19 protein-coding genes are annotated in these 21,325 nt (G+C 70.1%); 9 read left to right on the forward strand and 10 right to left on the reverse strand.

Annotated elements, in window-relative coordinates:
• Nucleotides 1-28 precede the first annotated feature (28 nt).
• From ACZ42A_RS02680 to ACZ42A_RS02690, 3 genes are all read left to right on the forward strand, one after another.
• Nucleotides 29-1,438: a hypothetical protein gene (locus ACZ42A_RS02680; protein WP_468525306.1), complete on the forward strand. Its 1,410-nt coding sequence runs from the start codon at nt 29-31 to the stop codon at nt 1,436-1,438.
• 91 nt (nt 1,439-1,529) lie between these two features.
• Nucleotides 1,530-2,111: a DUF4383 domain-containing protein gene (locus tag ACZ42A_RS02685; RefSeq protein WP_468525307.1), complete on the forward strand. Its 582-nt coding sequence runs from the start codon at nt 1,530-1,532 to the stop codon at nt 2,109-2,111.
• A 9-nt stretch (nt 2,112-2,120) separates the two neighbouring features.
• Entirely contained in the window at nt 2,121-2,336 is a 216-nt protein-coding gene (locus ACZ42A_RS02690; RefSeq protein WP_468525308.1) for an FmdB family zinc ribbon protein, read from the forward strand.
• Between the two features lie 86 nt (nt 2,337-2,422).
• Here the strand turns inward: ACZ42A_RS02690 and ACZ42A_RS02695 are convergent, their stop codons facing one another.
• From ACZ42A_RS02695 to ACZ42A_RS02705, 3 genes are read right to left on the reverse strand one after another with little or no spacing between them, the layout of a single operon-like run.
• The gene (locus ACZ42A_RS02695) at nt 2,423-3,238 is read right to left on the reverse strand and encodes an HAD family hydrolase (protein ID WP_468525309.1); all 816 of its coding nucleotides are present in this window, start codon (nt 3,236-3,238) and stop codon (nt 2,423-2,425) included.
• Nucleotides 3,238-5,721, reverse strand: a complete 2,484-nt coding sequence (locus tag ACZ42A_RS02700; RefSeq protein WP_468525310.1) for a phosphoribosyltransferase — start codon at nt 5,719-5,721, stop codon at nt 3,238-3,240. Before ACZ42A_RS02700 ends, ACZ42A_RS02695 begins: the two co-directional genes overlap by 1 nt.
• 43 nt (nt 5,722-5,764) lie before the next feature.
• Complete coding sequence (locus tag ACZ42A_RS02705) at nt 5,765-6,934, reverse strand: HpcH/HpaI aldolase/citrate lyase family protein (RefSeq protein WP_468525311.1); 1,170 nt, start codon at nt 6,932-6,934, stop codon at nt 5,765-5,767.
• 209 nt (nt 6,935-7,143) lie between these two features.
• On the opposite strand from ACZ42A_RS02705, the gene ACZ42A_RS02710 reads away from it, so the two are divergent.
• A complete protein-coding gene (locus ACZ42A_RS02710; RefSeq protein WP_468525312.1) occupies nt 7,144-7,926 on the forward strand; it encodes a TerD family protein in 783 nt (260 codons plus the stop codon).
• A 103-nt stretch (nt 7,927-8,029) separates the two neighbouring features.
• Here the strand turns inward: ACZ42A_RS02710 and ACZ42A_RS02715 are convergent, their stop codons facing one another.
• From ACZ42A_RS02715 to ACZ42A_RS02740, 6 genes are all read right to left on the reverse strand, one after another.
• Nucleotides 8,030-8,767 (reverse strand): TerD family protein, encoded by a 738-nt coding sequence (locus ACZ42A_RS02715; protein WP_468525313.1) that lies wholly within the window; start codon nt 8,765-8,767, stop codon nt 8,030-8,032.
• 125 nt (nt 8,768-8,892) lie between these two features.
• The gene (locus ACZ42A_RS02720) at nt 8,893-10,035 is read right to left on the reverse strand and encodes a DUF475 domain-containing protein (protein ID WP_468525314.1); all 1,143 of its coding nucleotides are present in this window, start codon (nt 10,033-10,035) and stop codon (nt 8,893-8,895) included.
• Nucleotides 10,036-10,093: 58 nt separating this feature from the next.
• Complete coding sequence (locus tag ACZ42A_RS02725) at nt 10,094-10,669, reverse strand: TerD family protein (protein WP_468525315.1); 576 nt, start codon at nt 10,667-10,669, stop codon at nt 10,094-10,096.
• 115 nt (nt 10,670-10,784) lie between these two features.
• Nucleotides 10,785-11,360, reverse strand: a complete 576-nt coding sequence (locus ACZ42A_RS02730) for a calcium homeostasis/redox stress adaptation protein (protein ID WP_468525316.1) — start codon at nt 11,358-11,360, stop codon at nt 10,785-10,787.
• A gap of 113 nt (nt 11,361-11,473) precedes the next feature.
• On the reverse strand, nt 11,474-11,932 hold the full coding sequence (locus ACZ42A_RS02735) for a peroxiredoxin (protein ID WP_468525317.1): 459 nt from the start codon (nt 11,930-11,932) through the stop codon (nt 11,474-11,476).
• 120 nt (nt 11,933-12,052) lie between these two features.
• Nucleotides 12,053-12,499 carry a DUF3052 domain-containing protein gene (locus ACZ42A_RS02740; RefSeq protein WP_468525318.1) on the reverse strand — a complete coding sequence of 149 codons (447 nt, stop codon included), beginning with the start codon at nt 12,497-12,499 and terminating at the stop codon, nt 12,053-12,055.
• Nucleotides 12,500-12,869: 370 nt separating this feature from the next.
• On the opposite strand from ACZ42A_RS02740, the gene aceE reads away from it, so the two are divergent.
• Both aceE and ACZ42A_RS02750 read left to right on the forward strand, forming a co-directional pair.
• Nucleotides 12,870-15,617, forward strand: a complete 2,748-nt coding sequence (gene aceE / locus ACZ42A_RS02745; RefSeq protein ID WP_468525319.1) for a pyruvate dehydrogenase (acetyl-transferring), homodimeric type — start codon at nt 12,870-12,872, stop codon at nt 15,615-15,617.
• 71 nt (nt 15,618-15,688) lie between these two features.
• Nucleotides 15,689-16,429 (forward strand): potassium channel family protein, encoded by a 741-nt coding sequence (locus ACZ42A_RS02750; RefSeq protein ID WP_468525320.1) that lies wholly within the window; start codon nt 15,689-15,691, stop codon nt 16,427-16,429.
• Nucleotides 16,430-16,636: 207 nt separating this feature from the next.
• Here the strand turns inward: ACZ42A_RS02750 and ACZ42A_RS02755 are convergent, their stop codons facing one another.
• Entirely contained in the window at nt 16,637-18,256 is a 1,620-nt protein-coding gene (locus ACZ42A_RS02755) for an MFS transporter (protein WP_468525321.1), read from the reverse strand.
• A gap of 114 nt (nt 18,257-18,370) precedes the next feature.
• Here ACZ42A_RS02755 and ACZ42A_RS02760 point away from each other — a divergent pair, with 114 nt between their 5' ends.
• The 3 genes from ACZ42A_RS02760 to ACZ42A_RS02770 all read left to right on the forward strand — a co-directional run bounded on the left by ACZ42A_RS02760 (nt 18,371) and on the right by ACZ42A_RS02770 (nt 21,245).
• On the forward strand, nt 18,371-19,012 hold the full coding sequence (locus ACZ42A_RS02760) for a TetR family transcriptional regulator (RefSeq protein WP_468525322.1): 642 nt from the start codon (nt 18,371-18,373) through the stop codon (nt 19,010-19,012).
• Nucleotides 19,013-19,091: 79 nt separating this feature from the next.
• Nucleotides 19,092-20,309 carry an alpha/beta hydrolase gene (locus ACZ42A_RS02765; RefSeq protein ID WP_468525323.1) on the forward strand — a complete coding sequence of 406 codons (1,218 nt, stop codon included), beginning with the start codon at nt 19,092-19,094 and terminating at the stop codon, nt 20,307-20,309.
• 57 nt (nt 20,310-20,366) lie between these two features.
• Complete coding sequence (locus ACZ42A_RS02770) at nt 20,367-21,245, forward strand: DUF4429 domain-containing protein (protein ID WP_468526115.1); 879 nt, start codon at nt 20,367-20,369, stop codon at nt 21,243-21,245.
• Nucleotides 21,246-21,325: the final 80 nt, after the last annotated feature.

Genomic DNA, 21,325 nt, shown 5'->3' on the forward strand with positions numbered 1-21,325 from the left:
AGGGCGGATGACAGCACGGGAGAGGGATGTGACGGCGACACCGCAGCAGCCGTACTCGCCGTCGATGCCGCACGGCCACCACCGTGCCACCCCACAGAGAGCCCCAGGCTCCGCCGCCATCCGTGACGTCCTCACCCTGATCACCCTGCCGCTGGTCGCCGCGCTCGCGCTGCCCGCCGCCTTCGCCGGTGGCGGCACCCGGCGCTGGTTCGGTGGGCGGGCGGAGAGTCAGCGGGCCGAGGCGCAGGCCGCGAAGGACGCCGCCGCGGCCGCGTTCTACGAGCTGGACACCGCTCAGCGGGATCTGCGTATCTCCATCGAGACCATCGCCGCCGTCGACGACTCCCCCGCCGCCCGCCGGGCCGCCGCCGACTTCCAGGCGCTCGGCCTGCGTATCGACGAGGCCAGCCACCGGTACATCCAGGCGGTCGACGCCCATGACCTCGACCGCGACGACCTGGAGGCCTCGGCCGCCGCCCGCGCCCGCGCCGAACTGACCGCCGCCAAGGACGAGCTGGGCCGGGTGAAGGACGACCTGGACCGGTTCGCCGAAGGGCTCGGCCCGCTGCTCGGCAAGGCCGAGACCCAGCTGGCCCGGCTGGCCCCGGCCGTCGAGCGCGCCCGGCAGGCGCTGCTCGCCGCCTCCAACGCGCTGGACACCGTCCGCGGCACCGGGCTGAAGGCCGACGACCTCGCCGCCCGGCTCGCCGCCCTCGCCCCCGAGCTGACCAGGCTGAACCAGGGCGCCGGACAGCACGGCGTGCCGCAGACCCTGGAGCGCGCCGAGCGGGTCGCCCGGGAGGCCGAGACGATCCGCGCGGAGGCCGAGCGGCTGCCGGAGCGGGCCGCCGAGATCGACCACCGGCTGGTCTCCCTGCGCACCCGCACCGAGGCCCTGACCACCCGCGCCGAGCAGGTGGAGCCGATCCTCAGCGAACTGCGCCGGCGCTTCACGCTGGCCTGCTGGCAGGACCTCCAGCGGGTGCCCGACCAGGCCGCGGAGAGCCTCCGGCAGGCCGAGGCCAAGCTCCGCGAGGCCCAGGCCGCGCGGGACGCCCAGCGCTGGCCGGACGCCACCGCGCTGCTGTCGACGGCGCGGGCGCTGCTGAACTCCACCGACGAGGCGGTCTCCGCCGCCGGGGACCGGCTGCGGCGGCTGAACGCCGTGCAGAAGGACCCGCAGCAGGAGATCGAACGGACCCGGTTCGCCATCCGGGACGCCCAGCGGCTCGCCATGGCCGGCCGCCACACCCCCGACCCGCGGCACGCCCGCCCGCTGGACGACTCCGTGGCCCGTCTGGAGCGCGCCGTCGCCACGCTGGACGGCCGCCACCCCGACTACTGGCACTTCCTCACGGAGACGGAGGCGGTGCGGCAGACGGTGGCGCGGGTGGTCGCCCAGATCCGCGAGGAGCGCGGCGCCGGGGCCGGCCACTGACCTGTTTTGGTGGCGCCTGATCCGGGGCAGGCGGATATTGGTGAACGAAAGGGACGTATGAGCCGACCGCTGACGCCCTAGGGAGGCGGATATGGCCGCACACGCAGTGCACAGGGGATCGCGGCGACGGATCAGTTTCAACGACCATCTGCCTGTCGACCACCGGCTGAACATGGTGTACCGGATCGGCGCGGGTCTGATGGGCCTGGTGCTGATCGCGTTCGGCATCCTCGGCCTGATCGACAAGGTGGGCTTCTTCGACACGCGCGGAGACGAGGTCGCCGGGCTGAACACCAACGGAGCGCTCAGTGTGCTGTCGATCTGTGTGGGGCTGCTGCTCTTCGTCGGCATGGTGATCGGCGGCAACTTCGCCTCGACGCTCAACATGATCGTCGGCCTGGCGTTCATCCTCAGCGGGTTCCTGAACCTCGGTCTGCTGGACACCGAGCAGAACTTCCTCGCGTTCCGGATTCAGAACGTGCTGTTCAGCTTCGTGTACGGCGTGGTGCTGATGACCTTCGGGATGTACGGGCGGGTCAGCTCGGCGCTGCCCCGCGACAACCCGTACTTCCGGGCGCGTCATCCGGAGCTGGCCACGGAGGTCGACGAGGACCGGGTCCGGCGTGCGCACCTGCGGCCGAAGCCGCTGCGGCCGCCGGAGGCCGAGCGTTAACCTGGGCGCATGCCACGCTACGAGTACCGGTGCCGGACCTGCGGTGACACGTTCGAACTGAGCCGTCCGATGGCGGAGTCCGCCGCGCCCGCGGAGTGCCCTGCGGGGCATGAGGACACGGTGAAGCTGTTGTCGACGGTGGCCGTGGGGGGCACCGCGAGCGCCCCCGCGACGGCCCGTGCGGGCGGCGGGGGCGGTTGTTGCGGGGGCGGCTGTTGCGGCTAGGCCGGTCGGTGCGCTGTCGGCTGCGGGTGCGTGGGGGCTGGTCGCGCCCACGCGGCGGAGCCGCATATTGACACAGCCCCGCGCCCCTAGGGAGTTGCAGTCCGGCTCGCCTTCAGCAGCTCTCGCAGTGTGCGCTCCCCCGCGAGTACTCCCCGCTCCGACAGAGCGGTGACCGTGGGGGCCGTCCAGCCGGTGTCGGCCAGTTCGCCGTGGCCGGGGCGCCAGGCTCGGTCGGCGGCTAGGAGGAGGTCGGCGTCGAGCAACGAGTCGCCCGCGGCCAGCGTCAGTTCCGCGCCGGTGCGGCGGGCCACCTCGTGCATGGCCGCGCTCTTGGTGAGCGGCTTCGGCACGGCGTAGAGCTTGCGGCCCTGCAGGGAGACCGTCCAGCCGCGGTTCTCCGCCCACACCGCCAGCTCCTTCACCCAGTCCTCGGGCAGCAGCTCCCGCTCGACGACCAGGTAGGCGAAGAGGTCCTCGGCGACCCGGTGCTTGCGCACCCACACCGGGTCGGCCGTGGCCAGCAGATGCCCCCGCACCTCGTCCAGCGACGCGCACTCGTCCGCGAGCCGCGCGGTCACCCGGGCGTGCCAGGCGGGGTCGGAGACGCCGTCCACCAGCAGATGCCCGCCGTTGGCGCAGATGGCGTAGGTGGGCGCCGGGCCCGGCAGGTTGATGCGCAGGTACTGCTTGCGGGTCCGGGTGGTCGTGGGTACGAACACCGCCGCGTCGCCGAGATCGCCGAGCAGCCCCGCCGCGGTCTCGGTCATGTACGACAGTGGCCTGCTCTCGTGCACCTCCACGCACAGCAGCCGGGGCGCCCGCGCGTCCGGCATGGTCAGCGACAGGGCCGCCGACGAGTAGATCAACGTTCGGTCCAGGTCGCTCGCCACGAGCACCGGCATCAGAGGGCCACCGCCTTTCCGTCGGCGCCCGTCGCGCCGCGCGTGTACTTGGGATGGATCAGCCCCACGCAGGTGTAGGGCAGTTCGGCGACCTCCTCGACCGGCACGCCGCGCTGTTCGGCCAGCAGCCGGACGTGGTCGAGGTCCGCGCCCGCCCCGGCGCGCGCGAGGATCTTCCACGGTACCCGGCGCAGCAGCACGCGCGTGGTCTCGCCGACGCCCGGCTTGACCAGGTTGACGTCGTGGATGCCGTACTCCTCGCTGATCCGCTCCACCGCCGCCCAGCCCTCCCAGGTGGGTGCGCGGTCGGCGGCCAGCAGCTCCTTGACCTGCGCGTCCACCGCGTCGCCGACCTCGGTGAAGCGGGCGGAGACCGCGTCGAGGAAGGCCACCGAGACGTCGGAGCCGGCCAGTTCGCGGTAGAACTTGGCGCCGTGGTAGTCGTGCGGACCGACCAGGTCGGCGCGCAGCACGGTGCGGGATATCAGCCCGGAGACCGTGGAGTTGAGGCAGGCGGAGGGGATCAGGAAGTCCTCCCGGGTGCCGTACGTCCGCACGCACGAGCCCGGGTCGGCGAGCACCGCGATCTCCGGGTCGAAGCCGGTGACGCCCTCCGCCTTCTCGAACTCCTCCAGGGCCACCGCGAGTTCCCGGGTGATCGCGCCCTTGCCGGTCCAGCCGTCGACGAACACGACGTCGGCCGGGTCGTGGTGCTCGGCCAGCCAGCGCAGCGCGTTGGCGTCGATGCCGCGGCCGCGCACGATGGAGACGGCGTAGTGCGGCAGGTCCAGGCCGTGCCGGTCTCGCGCCCAGCGGCGCATCAGGACGCCGATCGGGGTGCCCGCGCGGGCCAGCGAGACGAGGACCGGGCGGGGCGAGCGTTCGGCGAGAACGGTCTCCGTCACCACGCCGACGGCGGTGGCGATACGGGCCGCGGAGGCGTCCAGCGCGGCGTGGAACAGCCGCTGGTACTCCTCGCTGGGCTGGTACTCCACCGGCAGCGACTCGGCGTAGTGCGCGCCGCCGCTCTGGATGGCCTCCTCGCGCTCCTCGGTCGGCGCCTCCAGCGTGACGTCCGACAGGTCCTGGAGCAGCCAGCCGACCTCGTCGGGGGCGTACGAGGAGAAGGCGGGGCCGCGGAGGGGCTCGGGCAGCATGGCGTTGTGCCTTTCGGGGGCCTCGGCGGCCCCGGGGACGTACGACGGGACGACCGTCAGCAGGACGTGCGGGGTGTGCTCGGCGAGCCGGGCCAGCAGGCCGTCGGGGGCGTGCAGCGCGGGGGTGTCGGCGACCGAGTCGACGACGGCGACGACGGCGTCGAAGCCGGCGTCCGCGACGTTGTAGGCGTAGCGCTCGCCGGGGCCGTCGGCCGGGTCGTCGTGGGCGGGGAAGACCAGGCGGGTGCGGATCGCGTAGCCCGCGTCGTCTACGGCGAGGACGGGTGAGCGGGTGGTGGTGGAGAACCGTATCTCCGTGCCGGGGAGGACCTGCTCCAGCTCGCGAGCGAGGCGCAGGGGGGCGTACATCAGCTCCTCGAAGCCGAGGACGTGCACGCGGCGTGCGTCTTTCGGCAGCGCCTCGGCGAGTCGCGCCGCCATCGAGGGGAGGGCGGCCTCCAGGCGGGTGCGGTGCTCGGGGGTGAAGCCGTGGCGGGCGCCGTCCGGCAGGCCGTGGGGCCAGCGCAGATCGACGCGGGTGGCGTGGTCGTCTGGCGTCTGCGGGCCGGTGGGGGCTGGTCGCGCAGTTCCCCGCGCCCCTGGCTGGGTGTCGTACTCGGCGACCAGCGCTTGCCCTTTCTCCAGCACTCCCTCCGGCAGCCGTACGGTGCCCGAAGCCGCCGTCACAAGATCCACGCGGGCGCCGATCTCGCGGGCGAAGTTGTCAAGGCGGCCCGCGTCCGCCGCCGAGCGCATGTCGACCAGGGCGACCACGACGTACCGGTCGCGGGGGTAGCGGGCGTGCAGGTCCCTGATCGTGTTGAGGACCGTGTTGCCGGTGGAGAACTCGTCGTCGACCAGGACCAGCGGGCCGGAGCCGGCCAGCAGGGCCGGGTCCTCGGGGAGCAGCAGGTGGGAGGTGGCGTGCGAGTGGGACTCCTCGAAGCCGCCGGCCTGGGCGACCCCGGCCACCGGGCGTCGGGTGGAGTGCAGGTAGGGGGCGAGGGCCAGGCCGTCGGCGACGGAGTGGCCGAGGCCGGTCGCGGTCTCCGCGTAGCCGAGGACGACCGCCTCGCGGGCCGCGTCGTCCCCCAGCAGCTCGCGCACCCGGCGGCCGAGCGCGAAGCCGTGGCCGTAGACCACGGACGGTGCCTGCGGCACGTGCTTGCCCAGCACGTTCGACACCAGCAGATGGGCCCGCTTGGGGTTGCGGCGCAGCGCCAGGCCGAGCAGCTCGGTCAGCGTCTCGTCGCCCTCGAGTTCGACACCCAGCCGCTGGGCGACCCAGCTGCCGGACCAGACCCCGTCGTTCACTGCCTTGTTCATGCGTCCCTTGAGTAGAGGTTCCTGCGTGCCTTGAGCGGCCGGTTCAGGTCGGAATCCCGGCGGCCAGCAGATCCACGAAGCCGACGTCCTCGTGCGCCACGCCGAAGACCTCGGCGCGCAGCAGGGTCCGCTCGGCCCACGCGCGGTGCGGCTTCACCTCGTTCATCTTGTTCGTGTACGCCGACCGCAGCACACCCCCGCCGCCGCGTTCCGGCCGCAGGATGTCCTGCGCGTCGCTGAACTCCTCGTGACTGACCACGGACAGGGCGTGCACGGGCAGCACATGGGAGGGATGGATGCAGGTCTTGCCGAGCAGGCCGTTGGCCTGGTCGAGGGAGATCTCCCGCAGCAGCCCGTCCATGGCGTGCTCGATCAGTCTCTCGCGCAATTCCTCCGCCTGCCCCTCCAGGAAGGGGCTGCGCCGCAGCTGTGGCTTGAACATGCGCTCCGGGACCCGGAAGTACTCCCACACCGGCCCGGTCACGGTGAACCCGGTGCCGTCGGCGCGGCCCAGCATGTTCACCACGTCGGCGATCACGGAGGCGACGATCTGGACGTCGTACGCCGTCATGTCGGGCGCTCTGCGCAGGCCGTACGAGGAGCAGAAGTCGGTGACGCCGAGGCGCAGCGCCAGCACGCGCTCCCGGTACTTGTCGACGGCCCGGGAGATTCCCTCCAGGGTCTCCACCCGCGACTCCCGGTACAGCAGCTCCGGCGACTCCAGCACCGGCATGGCGAACAGCCGCCGCCCGCTCGCCGCCTCGGCCGTCGCCACGGCCTCCAGGAACGGGATGCCGCGCTCCTCGGTGAACTTCGGCAGTACGAAACCGGACAGCAGCCGCACCGCCGGGCCGAGCCGGCGCACCAGGTCGGGGATCTGCTCGGGGGTGCGGACGCGGATGAACAGCAGCGGCGGCTCGGCCGCGCCGGAGCGGCCGGCGAGGTCCGTGAACTGCCGGACGAGGTTCTCCTCGCCCGCGCCGACGTCCGCGTCGTCGATCGAGTCCTCCAGGCACAGCACCATCGAGACCACGCCGCGTCCGGTCTGCTTCAGGATGTCGTCGGCGAGCCGCGGCCGGGTGGCCGGGCTGTACAGCGTGGCGCCCAGGGCCGCGGAGAGCAGCCGGGCCGGGGAGTCGGCGGAGAACTCGCACGGCTCCTGGTGGAAGAGGCGCTGCCGCACCTCAGGGGCGATGTGCCCGAAATGACGCATAAAACTCCCCCGTGGCGCGGGACTGGCCGATGGTGTGTCGAGAGGTGTGCCCGGAAAACTGTGACAGGTGGCCGGTAATAGTACGTAGAACTCCATGTCCGGGGTTCCCGCCGGGCATGAATTTCAGGTAACGGGGTCTCCACACGACGCGCTCCGCGACACCCCACCCCGCGTTGTCGTGACCAGGACGGAGAAGGCAGGATGACCGCATGACGCACGCCATGCTGAAGGGGTCGAACGTCCCGCTCGAAGCCACGACGGTGCGCGCCGTGCTGCGCTGGACGCCCGGGCAGGGGGTTCCGGATGTCGACGCCTCGGCGCTGCTCCTCGGCCCCGACGGTCGTGTGCGCTCCGACGAGGACTTCGTCTTCTACAACCAGCCCCGGCACCCCTCCGGCAAGGTCTGGCGGCTCGGCAAGAAGCGGATCGCCGAAGGCCTGACCGATACGATCCAGACAGATCTGGCCGGTGTCGAGCCCGGCGTCGGACAGATTCTCCTCGTCGCTTCGGCGGACGGCGTCACCTTCGACCGCGTACGGGATCTGCGCATCCTGCTGTACGACGCCGCCGCCCCGGACGGTGAGCCGCTGGCGTACTTCGACGTCAAGCCGGAGACCGGCGAGGAGACCGCCCTCATCTGCGGCGAGCTGTACCGCCGCGGCGACACCTGGAAGTTCCGCGCGCTCGGCGAGGGCTACTCCAACGGCCTGAAGGGCCTGGCCACGGACTTCGGCATCTCGGTGGACGAGTCGGAGGCCCAGGAGGAGCCGGCCCCGCCGACATCGGAGGTCTCCCAGCCCCTCCCCCCGGAACAGCCCACCCAGACGGTCCCCCCACAGCCCTCCTACGGCTACCCCCAGCAGCCCCCGGCCACCGCACCGGCCTACGGCTACCCCCAGCCGACAAGCGGCGCCCCGTCCTACGGCTACCCGCAGCCAACCCCGCAGGAATTCCGCATGCCACCCCAAGGCCCACAATTCATCGGCCGGTAAGGCTCAGATACCCAGGGGCGCGGGGAACTGCGCGACCAGCCACAACGAACCCGCAGCCGCAAGACGACAGAACCACCCGAGCCAGTAGGCACCGCACCCAACCTCAACGCTCCGCCTTGCTCTTGTGCCCCCGCCCCCACTGCAACCCCCACCCATACAACCGATCCAACTCGGCCTGAAACCCGTACACGAACTTCACCTCACGCCGAACGATCATCTCCCCCTTCACGTTCTCGATCATCACCACCGCACAGGACCGCGCCTGCGGATGCCGCTCGTCCAGATGGATCTCCACCCGAGGCCCATTGCTCGGATACAGCGTCACCACGGCCTGCGTGCGGTCGAACGCCGGCGTCTGGTCGTAGATGTAGACGAACACCAGCAACCGCTTGATCGACTCCCGGTGATCGAGATTGACGTACAGCGTCTCCCCTGACCCCGACCCGAACCGGTCGTCCCCGGTGAGCTTCACATACGGCGGCGCGTTGACGTCCCCGAAGTAGCCGCCCAGCGGCTGCACCACGCCCTTCGTGCCGTCCTGCAGCTCGTACAGGCACCCCAGGTCCAGGTCGACATTGACCATGCTCTGGGTGTGCCCGAGAACCTCCGGCGGCTTCAGCGCCTTGAACGGATGCCGCAGCAGACTCTCCCGCTGCGGCCCCCCGATGTCGGAGCTGCGCATCCGCCAGGCCAGGTTGATCCGCAGATGCCCGGTGGCCGCGCCCTGCTTGGTCAGGGACACCTGACCGTGCCGCTTGGTCAGCTCGATCGCGTTCGTGGCCGCGTTGCCCGAGTCGAACTCGGCCGCCCGCCCGCGCCAGAACCCGTCCAGCAAGCCCATTCCCGCCCCCTGTCATTCAGCTGATTCGGCTGATTCAGCTGTCGCACAACACGGCGGGGCGGCCCCGAGGACACGTACGTCCTCGACGACCGCCCCGCTCAGAGCGTTCCTCACCCGCAGGGGCGTCACACCCCGGACGAGACCTCTGTCTTGCCCGGGGAGTCAGCTTTTCCCTCGGCCGCCGCCAGCGCCCGGTTGCGGCGGACGGAGGACCAGAAGGACGCGGCGATCAGGACGACGCCGATGCCGCCGGTGATGAGCTCGGAGATCTCGTACTGGATGGTTACCAGCAGGATGACCGCGAGGGCGCCGATGGCGTAGTGCGCGCCGTGCTCCAGGTAGACGTACTCGTCGAGGGTGCCCTGGCGGACCAGGTAGACGGTCAGCGACCGGACGTACATCGCGCCGATGCCGAGGCCGAGGGCCATCATCACGATGTCGTTGGTGATGGCGAAGGCGCCGATGACACCGTCGAAGGAGAAGGACGCGTCCAGGACCTCGAGGTAGAGGAACATGAAGAACGCGGCGCGGCCGACCAGGACGATCGCCGGGCGCGGCTTGCCGGCGCGCTCGGCCTCTTCCTCCATCTCGTGCTCGCGCTCCTCCTCTTCCTCGAGCTTGTCCTCGAAGTAGCCGGAGAGACCGCCGACGATCATGTACGTGATGAGGCCGGCGACGCCGGCGAGGAGAACCGTCTCCGCCTTGTTGGCGGGCCCGGCGTGCAGATGCGCGTGGGTGGCGAAGGTCATCGCCGTGATCAGCAGGACGATCAGGGCGATGCAGACCGACAGCATGTCGACCTTGCCGAGCTTGGCCAGCGGGCGCTCCAGCCAGCCGAGCCACTTGATGTCCCGGTCCTCGAAGATGAAGTCCAGGAAGATCATCAGCAGGAACATGCCGCCGAAGGCCGCGATCGCCGGGTGGGCGTCGGTGACCAGCTCCTGGTAGCGGTCCTTGTCGGTGAGCGCGAGATCGACGGCCTCGATCGGCCCCAGCTGGGCGCTGACGGCGACAATGACGACCGGGAAGATCAGTCGCATACCGAAGACGGCGATCAGAATGCCGATCGTCAAGAAGATCTTCTGCCAGAAGGGGCTCATCTTCTTGAGGATTCCGGCGTTGACCACCGCGTTGTCGAAGGACAGCGAGATCTCGAGGACGGAGAGGATCGCCACGATACCGAAGGCGGTCCACCCCCCGTAGAAGACCGCCGCGACGAGGCCGAGCGCGGTGACCGCGAACGACCAGCCGAACGTTTTCAGAACCACTGGCTACCCAATCCCTTGTGTACGGGGTGTACGGGTCTCCCCCGCGCCGCACCCGGCTTTACGAAACGTTGACTCCGAAGTCTAGAGCGATGCCCCGAAGACCCGACGCGTACCCCTGGCCCACGGCCCGGAACTTCCATTCTCCCTGGTAGCGATAGACCTCGCCAAAGATCATGGCGGTCTCCGTGGAGGCGTCCTCGCTGAGGTCGTACCGGGCGAGCTCGACGCCGTCGGCCTGATTGACGACCCGGATGAAGGCGTTGCTGACCTGGCCGAAGGTCTGGCCGCGCTCGTCGGCCATATGGATCGAGACGGGGAAGACGATCTTGTCGCACTGGGCCGGCACCTTCGACAGGTCGACCAGGATCGACTCGTCGTCGCCGTCGCCCTCGCCGGTGAGGTTGTCACCGGTGTGCTCCACCGAGCCGTCAGGGCTCTTGAGCTGGTTGTAGAAGACGAACCACTCGTCGCCGAGCACCCGGCCGTTGCCGCACACCAGGGCGCTGGCGTCGAGGTCGAAGGGGGCTCCGGTGGTGGAGCGCGCGTCCCAGCCGAGCCCGATCATCACCTGCGTGAGGTTCGGTGCGGCCTTGGACAGGGAGACATTGCCCCCCTTGGCGAGCGTGACACCCATGATGCTGGTCCCTCCCCGAGGTGATGCGCTGCTTCTCTGGCTGTCCTGCGCGTCCGGCGCCGCACGTAAACCGTGCGACGCCGGACAGAGACCTTCAGACGGCTCAGACGTTCGCTCAGACGTTCACGCCGAAGTCCTGCGCGATACCGCGCAGACCCGAGGCGTAGCCCTGGCCGATGGCGCGGAACTTCCACTCCGCGCCGTGCCGGTACAGCTCACCGAAGACCATGGCGGTCTCGGTGGAGGCGTCCTCGCTGAGGTCGTACCGGGCGATCTCGGCGCCGCCGGCCTGGTTCACCACGCGGATGAACGCGTTGCGGACCTGGCCGAAGGACTGCTGGCGGTTCTCGGCGTCGTAGATCGAGACCGGGAAGACGATCTTCTCGACGTCGGCCGGGACGCCGGCCAGGTTGACCTTGATCTGCTCGTCGTCGCCCTCGCCCTCACCGGTGAGGTTGTCACCGGTGTGCTCGACCGAGCCGTCGGGGCTCTTGAGGTTGTTGAAGAAGATGAAGTGCTGGTCGCTGGCGACCTTGCCTGCGTTGTTCAGCAGCAGCGCGCTCGCGTCGAGGTCGAAGTCCGTGCCGGTCGTGGTGCGCACGTCCCACCCCAGACCGACGATGACCGCGGTCAGGCCCGGGGCCTCCTTGGTCAGCGATACGTTGCCGCCCTTGCTGAGGCTGACTCCCACGAGTCCTCCATTGGTGTCCAGGGGCGGGGAGCCCCGTCGTGCGTTGGTATCGGATCAAACGAGTCGATCCTAGTGACGGGTTCCCGTGGCCCGCAGGCCCTGGGGCCGAAGATTCACAGGGTGTCGAGGGCCTTGACGTACTCGTTCAGGTCACGGGCGTCCGGCAGGCCGTTGACGACCGTCCAGCGGACCACGCCCTCCTTGTCGATGACGAAGGTGCCGCGCACCGCGCAGCCCTTGTCCTCGTCGAAGACGCCGTAGGCGCGGCTGACCTCGCCGTGCGGCCAGAAGTCGCTCAGCAGCGGGTACTCCAGGCCCTCCTGCTCGGCGAAGACCCGCAGGGTGTGGATGGAGTCGTTGGAGACGGCGAGCACCTGGGTGTCGCGGTCGGCGAACTTCGGGAGGTTGTCGCGCACCTCGCACAGCTCGCCGGTGCACACACCGGTGAAGGCGAAGGGGTAGAAGAGCAGCACCACGTTCTTGTCGCCGCGGAAGTCCGAGAGCTTCACGGTGCGGCCGTGGTTGTCCTTCAGCTCGAAGTCGGGCGCCTTGTCGCCGACCTGGATCGCCATCGTCGTGTCATCCCTTCGGTGGGCCGTTCGGACGGATGACACCTTACGCAGCGGTCAGGGGAAGCCTGCGGACGGGCTGAGCGATGTCAGCCCGTCCGTGTCCGGCTGTTCAGCGGACGGTCACCGCTTCTTCGTGGCGGCCTTCGCGGCCTTGGGCGTGGCCAGGCGGCTGCCGCTCCAGTCCTTGCCCACGCTGACGCTCTTGGACGCCGTCAGACCCGCGGTCGTCGCGGCTTCCGAGATGTCGCTCGGCTCCACGTACCCCGCACGGCCGGTCTTCGGCGTGAGGAGCAGGATCGCGCCGCCTTCCTCGATGTACGTGGTGGCATCCACCAGCGCATCCGTCAGGTCGCCGTCGTCGTCACGGAACCACAGCACAACGGCGTCGGCCACGTCGTCGTAGTCCTCGTCCATCAGGTCGCCCTCGATGGCTTCCTCAATGGCCTCGCGGAGCTCCTGGTCGACGTCGTCGTCGTAGCCGATCTCCTGGACCACCTGCCCGGGCTGGAACCCCAGCCTGGCGGCAGGGTTCGTCCGCTCCTCCGCGTGGTCCGCGGTCGCGCTCACGGGTTGCCTCCTGATCATGTCTTGGGAATATCTCAGCCACGCGCGTGCGCGAAGCATTGGCCGTAGTCCACACGGGCGGGGCGGATCGCGCAAGTACCCGGCGGTTCAGACCGCCGAAACGGTGACGATCCCGGCCGTGTCGCCGCAACTCCAGGCACCCGCTCTCAGGCCAAGGTGACACACACCACACCTATCTGCCCTGTTTGCACCTTTGGGAATCATGCACGGGTGCGAGATTCGAACGTACTGCGGTTACCTCTCGGTAGAGGTGACGTTTGGCGCCGTGAGGTACACGATGGGGAACGGCGCAAGCATGCGGAAAAAGGCTTCAAACAGCCCTCAATCAGCCCTCTGACAGGTAAGGACCAGCGTGGTTCCCGGATCCGATCGCAATCCGATCATCATTGGCGGCCTTCCGAGTCAGGTTCCTGACTTCGACCCCGAGGAGACGCGGGAGTGGCTCGACTCCCTCGACGCCGCCATCGACGAGCGGGGCCGTGAGCGTGCCCGCTATCTGATGCTCCGGCTGATCGAGCGGGCCCGCGAGAAGCGCGTGGCCGTGCCCGAGATGCGCAGCACGGACTACGTCAACACCATCGCCACCAAGGACGAGCCGTTCTTCCCGGGCAACGAGGAGATCGAGCGCAAGATCCTCAACGCCACCCGCTGGAACGCCGCCGTGATGGTCTCGCGCGCCCAGCGCCCGGGCATCGGCGTCGGCGGCCACATCGCCACCTTCGCCTCCTCGGCGTCCCTGTACGACGTGGGCTTCAACCACTTCTTCCGGGGCAAGGACGAGGGCGACGGCGGCGACCAGGTCTTCTTCCAGGGCCATGCCTCGCCGGGCATCTACGCGCGCGCGTACCTGCTGGACCGGCTCTCCGAGCAGCATCTGGACGGCTTCCGCCAGGAGAAGTCGAAGGCGCCGTACGGGCTGTCCTCGTATCCGCACCCGCGGCTGATGCCGGACTTCTGGGAGTTCCCGACCGTGTCCATGGGCCTCGGCCCGATCGGCGCGATCTACCAGGCCCGGATGAACCGCTACATGCACGCGCGCGGCATCGCGGACACCTCGAAGTCGCACGTCTGGGCGTTCCTGGGCGACGGCGAGATGGACGAGCCGGAGTCGCTCGGCCAGCTGACCATCGCCGCCCGCGAGGGCCTGGACAACCTGACGTTCGTCGTCAACTGCAACCTGCAGCGGCTCGACGGCCCGGTGCGCGGCAACGGCAAGGTCATCCAGGAGCTGGAGTCGGTGTTCCGGGGCGCCGGCTGGAACGTGATCAAGCTGGTCTGGGACCGCAGCTGGGACCCGCTGCTCGCGCAGGACCGCGACGGTGTGCTGGTCAACAAGATGAACACCACGCCGGACGGCCAGTTCCAGACGTACGCCACCGAGTCCGGCGCGTACATCCGCGACCACTTCTTCGGCGACGACCACCGGCTGCGCGCGATGGTCGAGGGCATGACCGACGACCAGATCCTGCACCTGGGGCGCGGCGGTCACGACCACCGGAAGATCTTCGCGGCGTACTCGGCGGCCCGCGCCCACAAGGGCCAGCCGACCGTGATCCTGGCCAAGACGATCAAGGGCTGGACGCTGGGCCCGAACTTCGAGGGCCGCAACGCCACCCACCAGATGAAGAAGCTGACGGTCGACGACCTCAAGCGCTTCCGGGACCGGCTGCACCTGCCGATCGCCGACAAGGACCTGGAGAGCGGGCTCCCGCCGTACTACCACCCCGGGCGGGACTCCGAGGAGATCCAGTACATGCACGACCGCCGCAAGTCGCTCGGCGGGTACGTGCCCACGCGCGTCGTCCGCTCGAAGCCGCTCACGCTGCCGGGCGACCAGACGTACGCGACCGTGAAGAAGGGCTCCGGTCAGCAGTCGATCGCGACGACCATGGCGTTCGTCCGGCTGCTGAAGGACCTCATGCGGGACAAGGAGATCGGCAGGCGGTTCGTGCTGATCGCGCCGGACGAGTACCGCACCTTCGGCATGGACTCGTTCTTCCCGAGTGCGAAGATCTACAACCCGCTGGGCCAGCAGTACGAGGCGGTCGACCGCGATCTGCTGCTCGCGTACAAGGAGTCGCCGACCGGCCAGATGCTGCACGACGGCATCTCGGAGGCCGGCTGTACTGCGTCGCTGATCGCGGCGGGCTCGGCGTACGCCACGCACGGCGAGCCGCTGATCCCGGTGTACGTCTTCTACTCGATGTTCGGTTTCCAGCGCACCGGCGACCAGTTCTGGCAGATGGCCGACCAGCTGGCGCGCGGATTCGTCCTGGGTGCGACCGCCGGACGCACGACCCTGACGGGTGAGGGTCTGCAGCACGCGGACGGCCACTCCCAGCTGCTCGCCTCGACCAACCCGGGCTGTGTGGCGTACGACCCCGCCTTCGCGTACGAGATCGCGCACATCGTCAAGGACGGTCTGCGGCGGATGTACGGCGCCAGCGAGGAGCACCCGCACGGCGAGGACGTCTTCTACTACCTGACCGTCTACAACGAGCCGATCCAGCACCCGGCCGAGCCGGAGAACGTGGACGTCGAGGGCATCCTCAAGGGCCTCTACCGGTTCGGCGAGGGCACGGCCGGCCAGATCCCGGCGCAGATCATCGCCTCGGGTGTGGCCGTCCCCTGGGCCGTCGAGGCGCAGCGGATCCTCGCCGAGGAGTGGAACGTACGGGCCGACGTGTGGTCCGCGACCTCCTGGAACGAGCTGCGGCGGGATGCGGTCGCCTGCGAGCAGCACAACCTGCTGCACCCGGAGGAGGAGCAGCGGGTGCCGTACGTGACGCGGAAGCTGAACGGCGCCGAGGGGCCGTTCGTGGCCGTCTCCGACTGGATGCGGTCGGTTCCGGACCAGATCGCGCGGTGGGTGCCGGGGACGTACCAGTCGCTCGGCGCGGACGGGTTCGGCTTCGCCGACACCCGCGGGGCGGCGCGGCGGTTCTTCCACATCGACGCGCAGTCGATCGTGGTGGCGGTCCTCGCCGAGCTGGCGAAGGAGGGGAAGGTGGACCGGTCGGTGCTGAAGCAGGCCGTGGACCGGTACCAGCTGCTCGACGTGTCGGCGGCGGACCCGGGGGTCGCGGGCGGCGACGCGTAGCACGCGTGTGGTGGTGAGGGGCGGTGTACCTGCGCGTACACCGCCCCTTCACGTTTCCTACGATGCCCGGCATGAAGGAACAGTCCGCGCAGGTCCGGTGGGAACAGCGCAGCCAGAAACCCCTGATGGCGCTGGCCGTGGCCTTCGCCGTCGCCTACGCCGTGCCGATCGTGGACAGTGCGGCGAGCGAGTCGGTGACGTTCGCGTGCGCGGTGGTCGAGTGGACGGTGTGGGGGGCGTTCGCCGTCGACTATCTGGTGCGGCTGGCGCTCGCCGAGCGGCGCGCGGAGTTCGTACGGCGGCACTGGCTCGACCTGTGCGCGGTGGCGCTGCCGCTGATCCAGCCGTTGCGGCTGCTGCGGTTGGTGTCGACGCTGTTGCTGGTGGGGCGGCGGGCGCGGATGGCCTCGCAGATCCGGCTGACGACGTATGTCGCCGGGGCCGTGGTGGGGCTGCTGATGTTCGGCTCGCTGGCCGTGCTGTCGGTGGAGCGGGAGGCGCCGGGCGGGAACATCCGGACGCTGGGTGACGCGGTGTGGTGGTCGTTCACCACGATGACGACCGTGGGGTACGGGGATCACGCGCCGACGACCGGGGTGGGGCGGTTGCTGGCGGTGGGGTTGATGTTGTCGGGGATCGCGCTGCTGGGTCTGGTGACCGCGAACATCGCCGCGTGGTTCATCTCGCGGTTCGAGAGTGACGATGCGGAGGAGCGGCGGCAGACGGAGGCGATCGCGGCGCTGACGGAGGAGGTGCGGGCGTTGCGGGCGGAGGTGGCGGCGTTGCGGGGGGTTTCGGAGCAGCCGCGTTAACCGTTGCCCGGGGGCTGGACCTGCGAGCGCGCCGCCCCCCTCCAGCGGCGCGCCACAGGTCGGTGCCCTGCTCGCCGTACGAACTTGCCAAGGGAACATGCCGTACGGAGGGCTGGAGCCACTGTGACCTGTGGCGCTGGTGGGGTGGGAGGAATCTTTAGCGTTGTCACCCTGATAGGGGAAACGACGCCCGGGACGGCTGAGGCGTCAGATGTGCGCCGCGCCCGCTCCCGCCTGGGCGTTCTCCCCGCGCTTGGTGAGGAACGCGACGAGTACCGCCACGACCGCGACGCCCGCGGCGACCAGCGATGCCAGCGACATGCCGGAGATGAAGGTGTCGTGGGCGACCTCGGTGATCTTCGCGGCGATCTCCGCCGGGGTGCCGGGCGGGACCGGTGCCACGCCCGCCTGGACGGCTTCGGCGGCCTGCTCCTGCTGCTCGGGGTCGAGCGGCGGGAGGCCCGCGTCGGCCCAGTTGCCGGCGAGGTCGCTGTCGACCTTGGAGACCATGACGGCGCCCAGGACGGCCGTGCCGAGGCTGCCGCCGATCTGCATCGCCGCCTGCTGGAGACCGCCCGCGACGCCCGACAGCTCCATCGGGGCGTTGCCGACGATGACCTCGGTCGCACCGACCATGACCGGCGCGAGGCCGAGGCCGAGCAGGGCGAACCAGAGGGACATCAGACCGCTGCCGGTGTCCGCCTCCAGCGTGGACATGCCCCACATGGCGAGCGCGGTGACCGCCATACCGCCGGCCAGCGGGATCCGGGGGCCCAGCTTGGTGATCATCGCGCCGGCGAGCGGCGAGCCGACGATCATCATGCCGGTGAGCGGCAGCAGGTGGAGGCCCGCGTCGATCGGGCTCATGCCGTGCACGTTCTGGAGGTAGAACGTCACGAAGAACAGGCCGCCCATGAAGGCGATGGCCATGAGGACCATCAGGACCACACCCGCGGAGAGCGCGACCGAGCGGAACAGGCCCAGCGGGATCAGCGGCTCCCTGACCTTGGTCTCCCAGAAGGCGAACAGGGCGAAGCCGAGCACCGAGGCGCCGATGTAGGTCCAGGTCAGGCCGTCGCCCCAGCCCCACTCCGGGGCCTTGATGAGCGCCCAGACCAGGCAGAACATCGCGGCGGACAGCAGGGCGATGCCCAGCAGGTCGAAGGAGCGCGGGGCGTTCTCGGCGCGGTGGTCGAGCAGGATCATCACGCCGAGGACGACGGCGAGGACGCCGACCGGCACGTTGATGAAGAAGACCGACTGCCAGCTGACGTGCTCGACGAGCACACCGCCGAGGATCGGGCCGCCGGCGGTGGAGGCACCGATGACCATGCCCCAGATGCCGATGGCCATGTTCAGCTTCTCGGCCGGGAAGGTGGCCCGCAGCAGGCCGAGCGCGGCCGGCATGAGCAGCGCGCCGAACAGGCCCTGGAGCACCCGGAAGGTGACGACCAGCGCGATGCTGCCGGACATGCCGATGAGGCCGGAGGCGACGGCGAAGCCGACGACGCCGATGAGGAAGGTCTGCCGGTGGCCGAAGCGGTCACCGAGCTTGCCCGCGGTGATCAGGGAGACCGCGAGGGCGAGGAAGTAGCCGTTGGTGATCCACTGGACGTCCGCGAAGCTCGCGTTCAGGTCTTCCTTGATCGCCGGGTTCGCGATGGCCACGATGGTGCCGTCGAGGGCCACCATCATGACCCCGACGGCGACGGTTATGAGGGTGAACCACGGGTGCCCGCGCAGCCCCTTGGCCGGCGTCGGATCAGACGGGGCTGACGATGCGCCGTCCCCCGGCCCCGTCTTGTCGATGGTGGTCTGACTAGTCATGCGTTCGAGGCTAATGACAGCCACTGACAGTTGACAAACCATTTCACGTGTCGGTAACTGTCACGTCACTCCCGTAGGGTCTGAACTGGGAGAACAGTTCAGAGAAGAGGTGCGATGAACACGGCGACACCGCCCGGCCTGCGCGAGCGCAAGAAACAGCGCACCCGGGACGCGCTGATCCGGGCGGCTCTGGAGCTGTTCACCACCCGGGGATACGAGCAGACCACCGTCGACGAGATCGCCGCGGCCGTCGACGTCTCCCAGCGCACCTTCTTCCGGTACTTCGCCGGCAAGGAGGAGGCCGCCCTCGCCGCCCAGCAACTGGCGGTGGACCACTTCGTCGCCACCCTGCGCGCCCGCCCCGCCCACGAACCGCCGCTGGAGGCGATGCGCCGGGCGGTGCAGGACGGCTGGGACAACCTGCACGAGGTCGTCGAGTCCGTCGTACCGGTCGATCTCTATCTGCGGATGTACCGGGTGATCGAGTCGACGCCGGTGCTGCTCGCCGCGTATCTGCGCCGGTCCACGGAGACGGAGGAGCAGATCGCGCGGCTGATCGCCGAGCGGGAGGGCCTGGAGGTGGACACCGACCCGCGGCCCAGGGTCGCGGTGGCCGTCTTCGGCGGGGTGATCCGGGTCAGCGAGCGACTGTGGAGCGCCGGGGGCGACTTCAGCATGGAGGCGCTGCGCACGTTGACGGCGACCTACCTCGATCAGGTGGGACCGGCGCTCGCGGGGAACTGGCGCACGCCCTGATCCACAGCCCGTGATCGAAACGTGATGCCTGTCACACGGTTCACGCGAGACCCTCCCGTTCTCCTAGTGTGTCCTCCCAGTGACTTCCTTCGAGACCTCCCCGCAGCTCAACCTCTGGCGCGCGCTGCTCGCGCTGGCGGTGGTCTTCGTGATGCTGGCGACCACCGGATGGACCGCCCTGAAGGCCCATCGGGAGACCACCCCGATGCAGGCCTCCCTCACCGCCTGGGAGCGGGGGCGGATCGACGGACACCGGCTACCGGACCCGGACTCCGGCCCCGGCCGGCTGGCCCGCTTCTTCGCCTCGCTCACCGACGCCCAGCGCGCCCGGCTCGCCCACCGCTATCCGCTCGCGGTCGGCAACATGAACGGCGCCCCGGTCGGCCTGCGCTACCGCGCCAACCGCATCGCCCTCGGCCAGGCCCTGAGAGTCGAGCGCGACCGCATGCACGACAGCCGGCTCACCCCGGCCGGCCAGCACGAGGCGGGCCGCCGGATGCACCGCTTCGAGGCGCTGATGCGCGAGGGGCGCCACATCCTCGCCTTCGACCCGGAGGGCTCCGGCCGGGTCGCCGAGGTCTTCGGGAACCTCGCCCGGGCCGAGCGGGTCTCCGTCGTCGTCCCCGGCGTCGACACCGACCTGCTCACCTTCCAGCGCACCTACCGCAAGTACTCGGCCCCGGTCGGCATGGCGAAGTCGCTCTACGCCGCCGAACGCGCCGCGAGCCCCGGCACGCGTACGGCCGTCATCGCCTGGGCCGACTACACCGCCCCCAGCGGCGTCGGCATGGACGCGGCCACCGCGCGGCGCGCCGAGGACGGCGCCGTACGGCTGACCGCGCTGGTGCGCGCGCTGCCCGGCAAGGCGCCGGTCTCCCTGTTCTGCCACAGCTACGGCTCCGTGGTCTGCGGCGTCGCCGCGCCCGCGCTGCCGCGGCGGGTCACCGACATAGCCGTCGCCGGCAGCCCCGGCATGCGGGCCGCCACGGCGGCGCACCTCGACACCTCCGCCCATGTGTGGGCGATGCGGGACGCCGACGACTGGATCCAGGACGTGCCGTACCTCGAGCTCGGCGGCCTGGGCCACGGCGCGGACCCGATGTCCGCCTCCTTCGGCGCCCGGCTGCTGTCGGCGCGCGGCGCCAAGGGACACGCCGGGTACTTCGAACCCGGCACGGAGAGCCTCGCGAACCTCGCCGAGATCGGGGTTGGCGCGTACCGCGCGGTGGACTGCGCCGACGATCAGGGCATGTGCCGGGCGGGTTTGTCCGGCACGATGACGGCCGGACGCGCGTAGACGCGGAGAAACTGCGGTATGCGCAGGGAGGGGACGAAAGAGCGCGTGCCGCATACGATGAGCCGCATGGGTGACGTACTGGCCGGATTTCATGCCGCCTGGGAGTTCGAGTCCGACTCCGTGCTCATCCGTTACGAACGGGGGATTCGAACACCCAAGCTGTTCCAGGCGCTCGGTGAGCGCAGGGTGCCGCTGGCGGCGCTGCAGGGGGTGTCGCTGAGCCCCGGTCGGCGCGGGACCGTCGTCCTGCGCGCGGAGGTGCGGCCGGGGGCCGATCCGCTGCTGGAGGCGGCGGACGGGCAGCTCAAGGAGAACGGGGATCCGTATCGGCTGGTGCTGCCGGCCGAGAAGGAGACGCTCGCGGAGTACTACGCCGAGGAGTTGCGCGCGCAGCTGACCGAGTCGGGGCCGGCTGATCGGTTTCTCGTGGCCGCGCCTGACGCTCCGCTGTCGTTCAAGGCGTACGACGGGAAGGCCTCCTTCGACGGGACGACCGTGCGGTTCCGGTGGTTCTGGACCGGGGCGTCGTCGGCGAAGTGGAAGGCCGGGGACCAGAGTTTCGCCGTCGCCGAGCTGGGGGGCGTCGAGTGGCGGTCGCCGGAGCTGTTCGAGGGGTATCTGCGGCTGCTGCGGCGGGAGGGTTCCGGCTCCGAGCAGCCGGCGGATCAGCCTGCGCAGGCCGACCAGGATCCGGCGGCGGTGGTGTTCGGGCTGGGGTACGGGCCCGTGCACGAGTCACTGCCGTTCGCTGCGGCGGTGTTGGAGGCGGTGCGCTCCCGCGGGGTGGCGGCGGCTGTACCGGTGGCGTCGGTACAGCGCCGCGACCCCGCGGATATCGCCGAGCGGATCCGTCACCTCGGGGAACTGCATCGGGCTGGGCTGGTGACGGATGAGGAGTTCTCCGTCAAGAAGGCGGAGTTGCTGGCGGAGCTTTAGCGTCTGCCGGGTTGCTGTCTTCTTGTGGGTGCGGGTTGTTTGTGGCTGGTCGCGCAGTTCCCCGCGCCCCTAGAGGTGTC

The sequence above is a fragment of the Streptomyces sp. NPDC030838 genome (genome assembly GCF_055572035.1).

Coding starts and splice junctions, on each gene's coding strand:
- ACZ42A_RS02685 (WP_468525307.1), top strand. CDS start 1,530: ATGGCCGCACACGCAGTGCACAGGGGATCGCGGCGACGGATCAGTTTC.
- ACZ42A_RS02690 (WP_468525308.1), top strand. CDS start 2,121: ATGCCACGCTACGAGTACCGGTGCCGGACCTGCGGTGACACGTTCGAA.
- ACZ42A_RS02695 (WP_468525309.1), bottom strand. CDS start 3,238: ATGCCGGTGCTCGTGGCGAGCGACCTGGACCGAACGTTGATCTACTCG.
- ACZ42A_RS02700 (WP_468525310.1), bottom strand. CDS start 5,721: ATGAACAAGGCAGTGAACGACGGGGTCTGGTCCGGCAGCTGGGTCGCC.
- ACZ42A_RS02705 (WP_468525311.1), bottom strand. CDS start 6,934: ATGCGTCATTTCGGGCACATCGCCCCTGAGGTGCGGCAGCGCCTCTTC.
- ACZ42A_RS02710 (WP_468525312.1), top strand. CDS start 7,144: ATGACGCACGCCATGCTGAAGGGGTCGAACGTCCCGCTCGAAGCCACG.
- ACZ42A_RS02715 (WP_468525313.1), bottom strand. CDS start 8,767: ATGGGCTTGCTGGACGGGTTCTGGCGCGGGCGGGCGGCCGAGTTCGAC.
- ACZ42A_RS02725 (WP_468525315.1), bottom strand. CDS start 10,669: ATGGGTGTCACGCTCGCCAAGGGGGGCAATGTCTCCCTGTCCAAGGCC.
- ACZ42A_RS02735 (WP_468525317.1), bottom strand. CDS start 11,932: ATGGCGATCCAGGTCGGCGACAAGGCGCCCGACTTCGAGCTGAAGGAC.
- ACZ42A_RS02750 (WP_468525320.1), top strand. CDS start 15,689: ATGAAGGAACAGTCCGCGCAGGTCCGGTGGGAACAGCGCAGCCAGAAA.
- ACZ42A_RS02755 (WP_468525321.1), bottom strand. CDS start 18,256: ATGACTAGTCAGACCACCATCGACAAGACGGGGCCGGGGGACGGCGCA.
- ACZ42A_RS02760 (WP_468525322.1), top strand. CDS start 18,371: ATGAACACGGCGACACCGCCCGGCCTGCGCGAGCGCAAGAAACAGCGC.
- ACZ42A_RS02770 (WP_468526115.1), top strand. CDS start 20,367: ATGAGCCGCATGGGTGACGTACTGGCCGGATTTCATGCCGCCTGGGAG.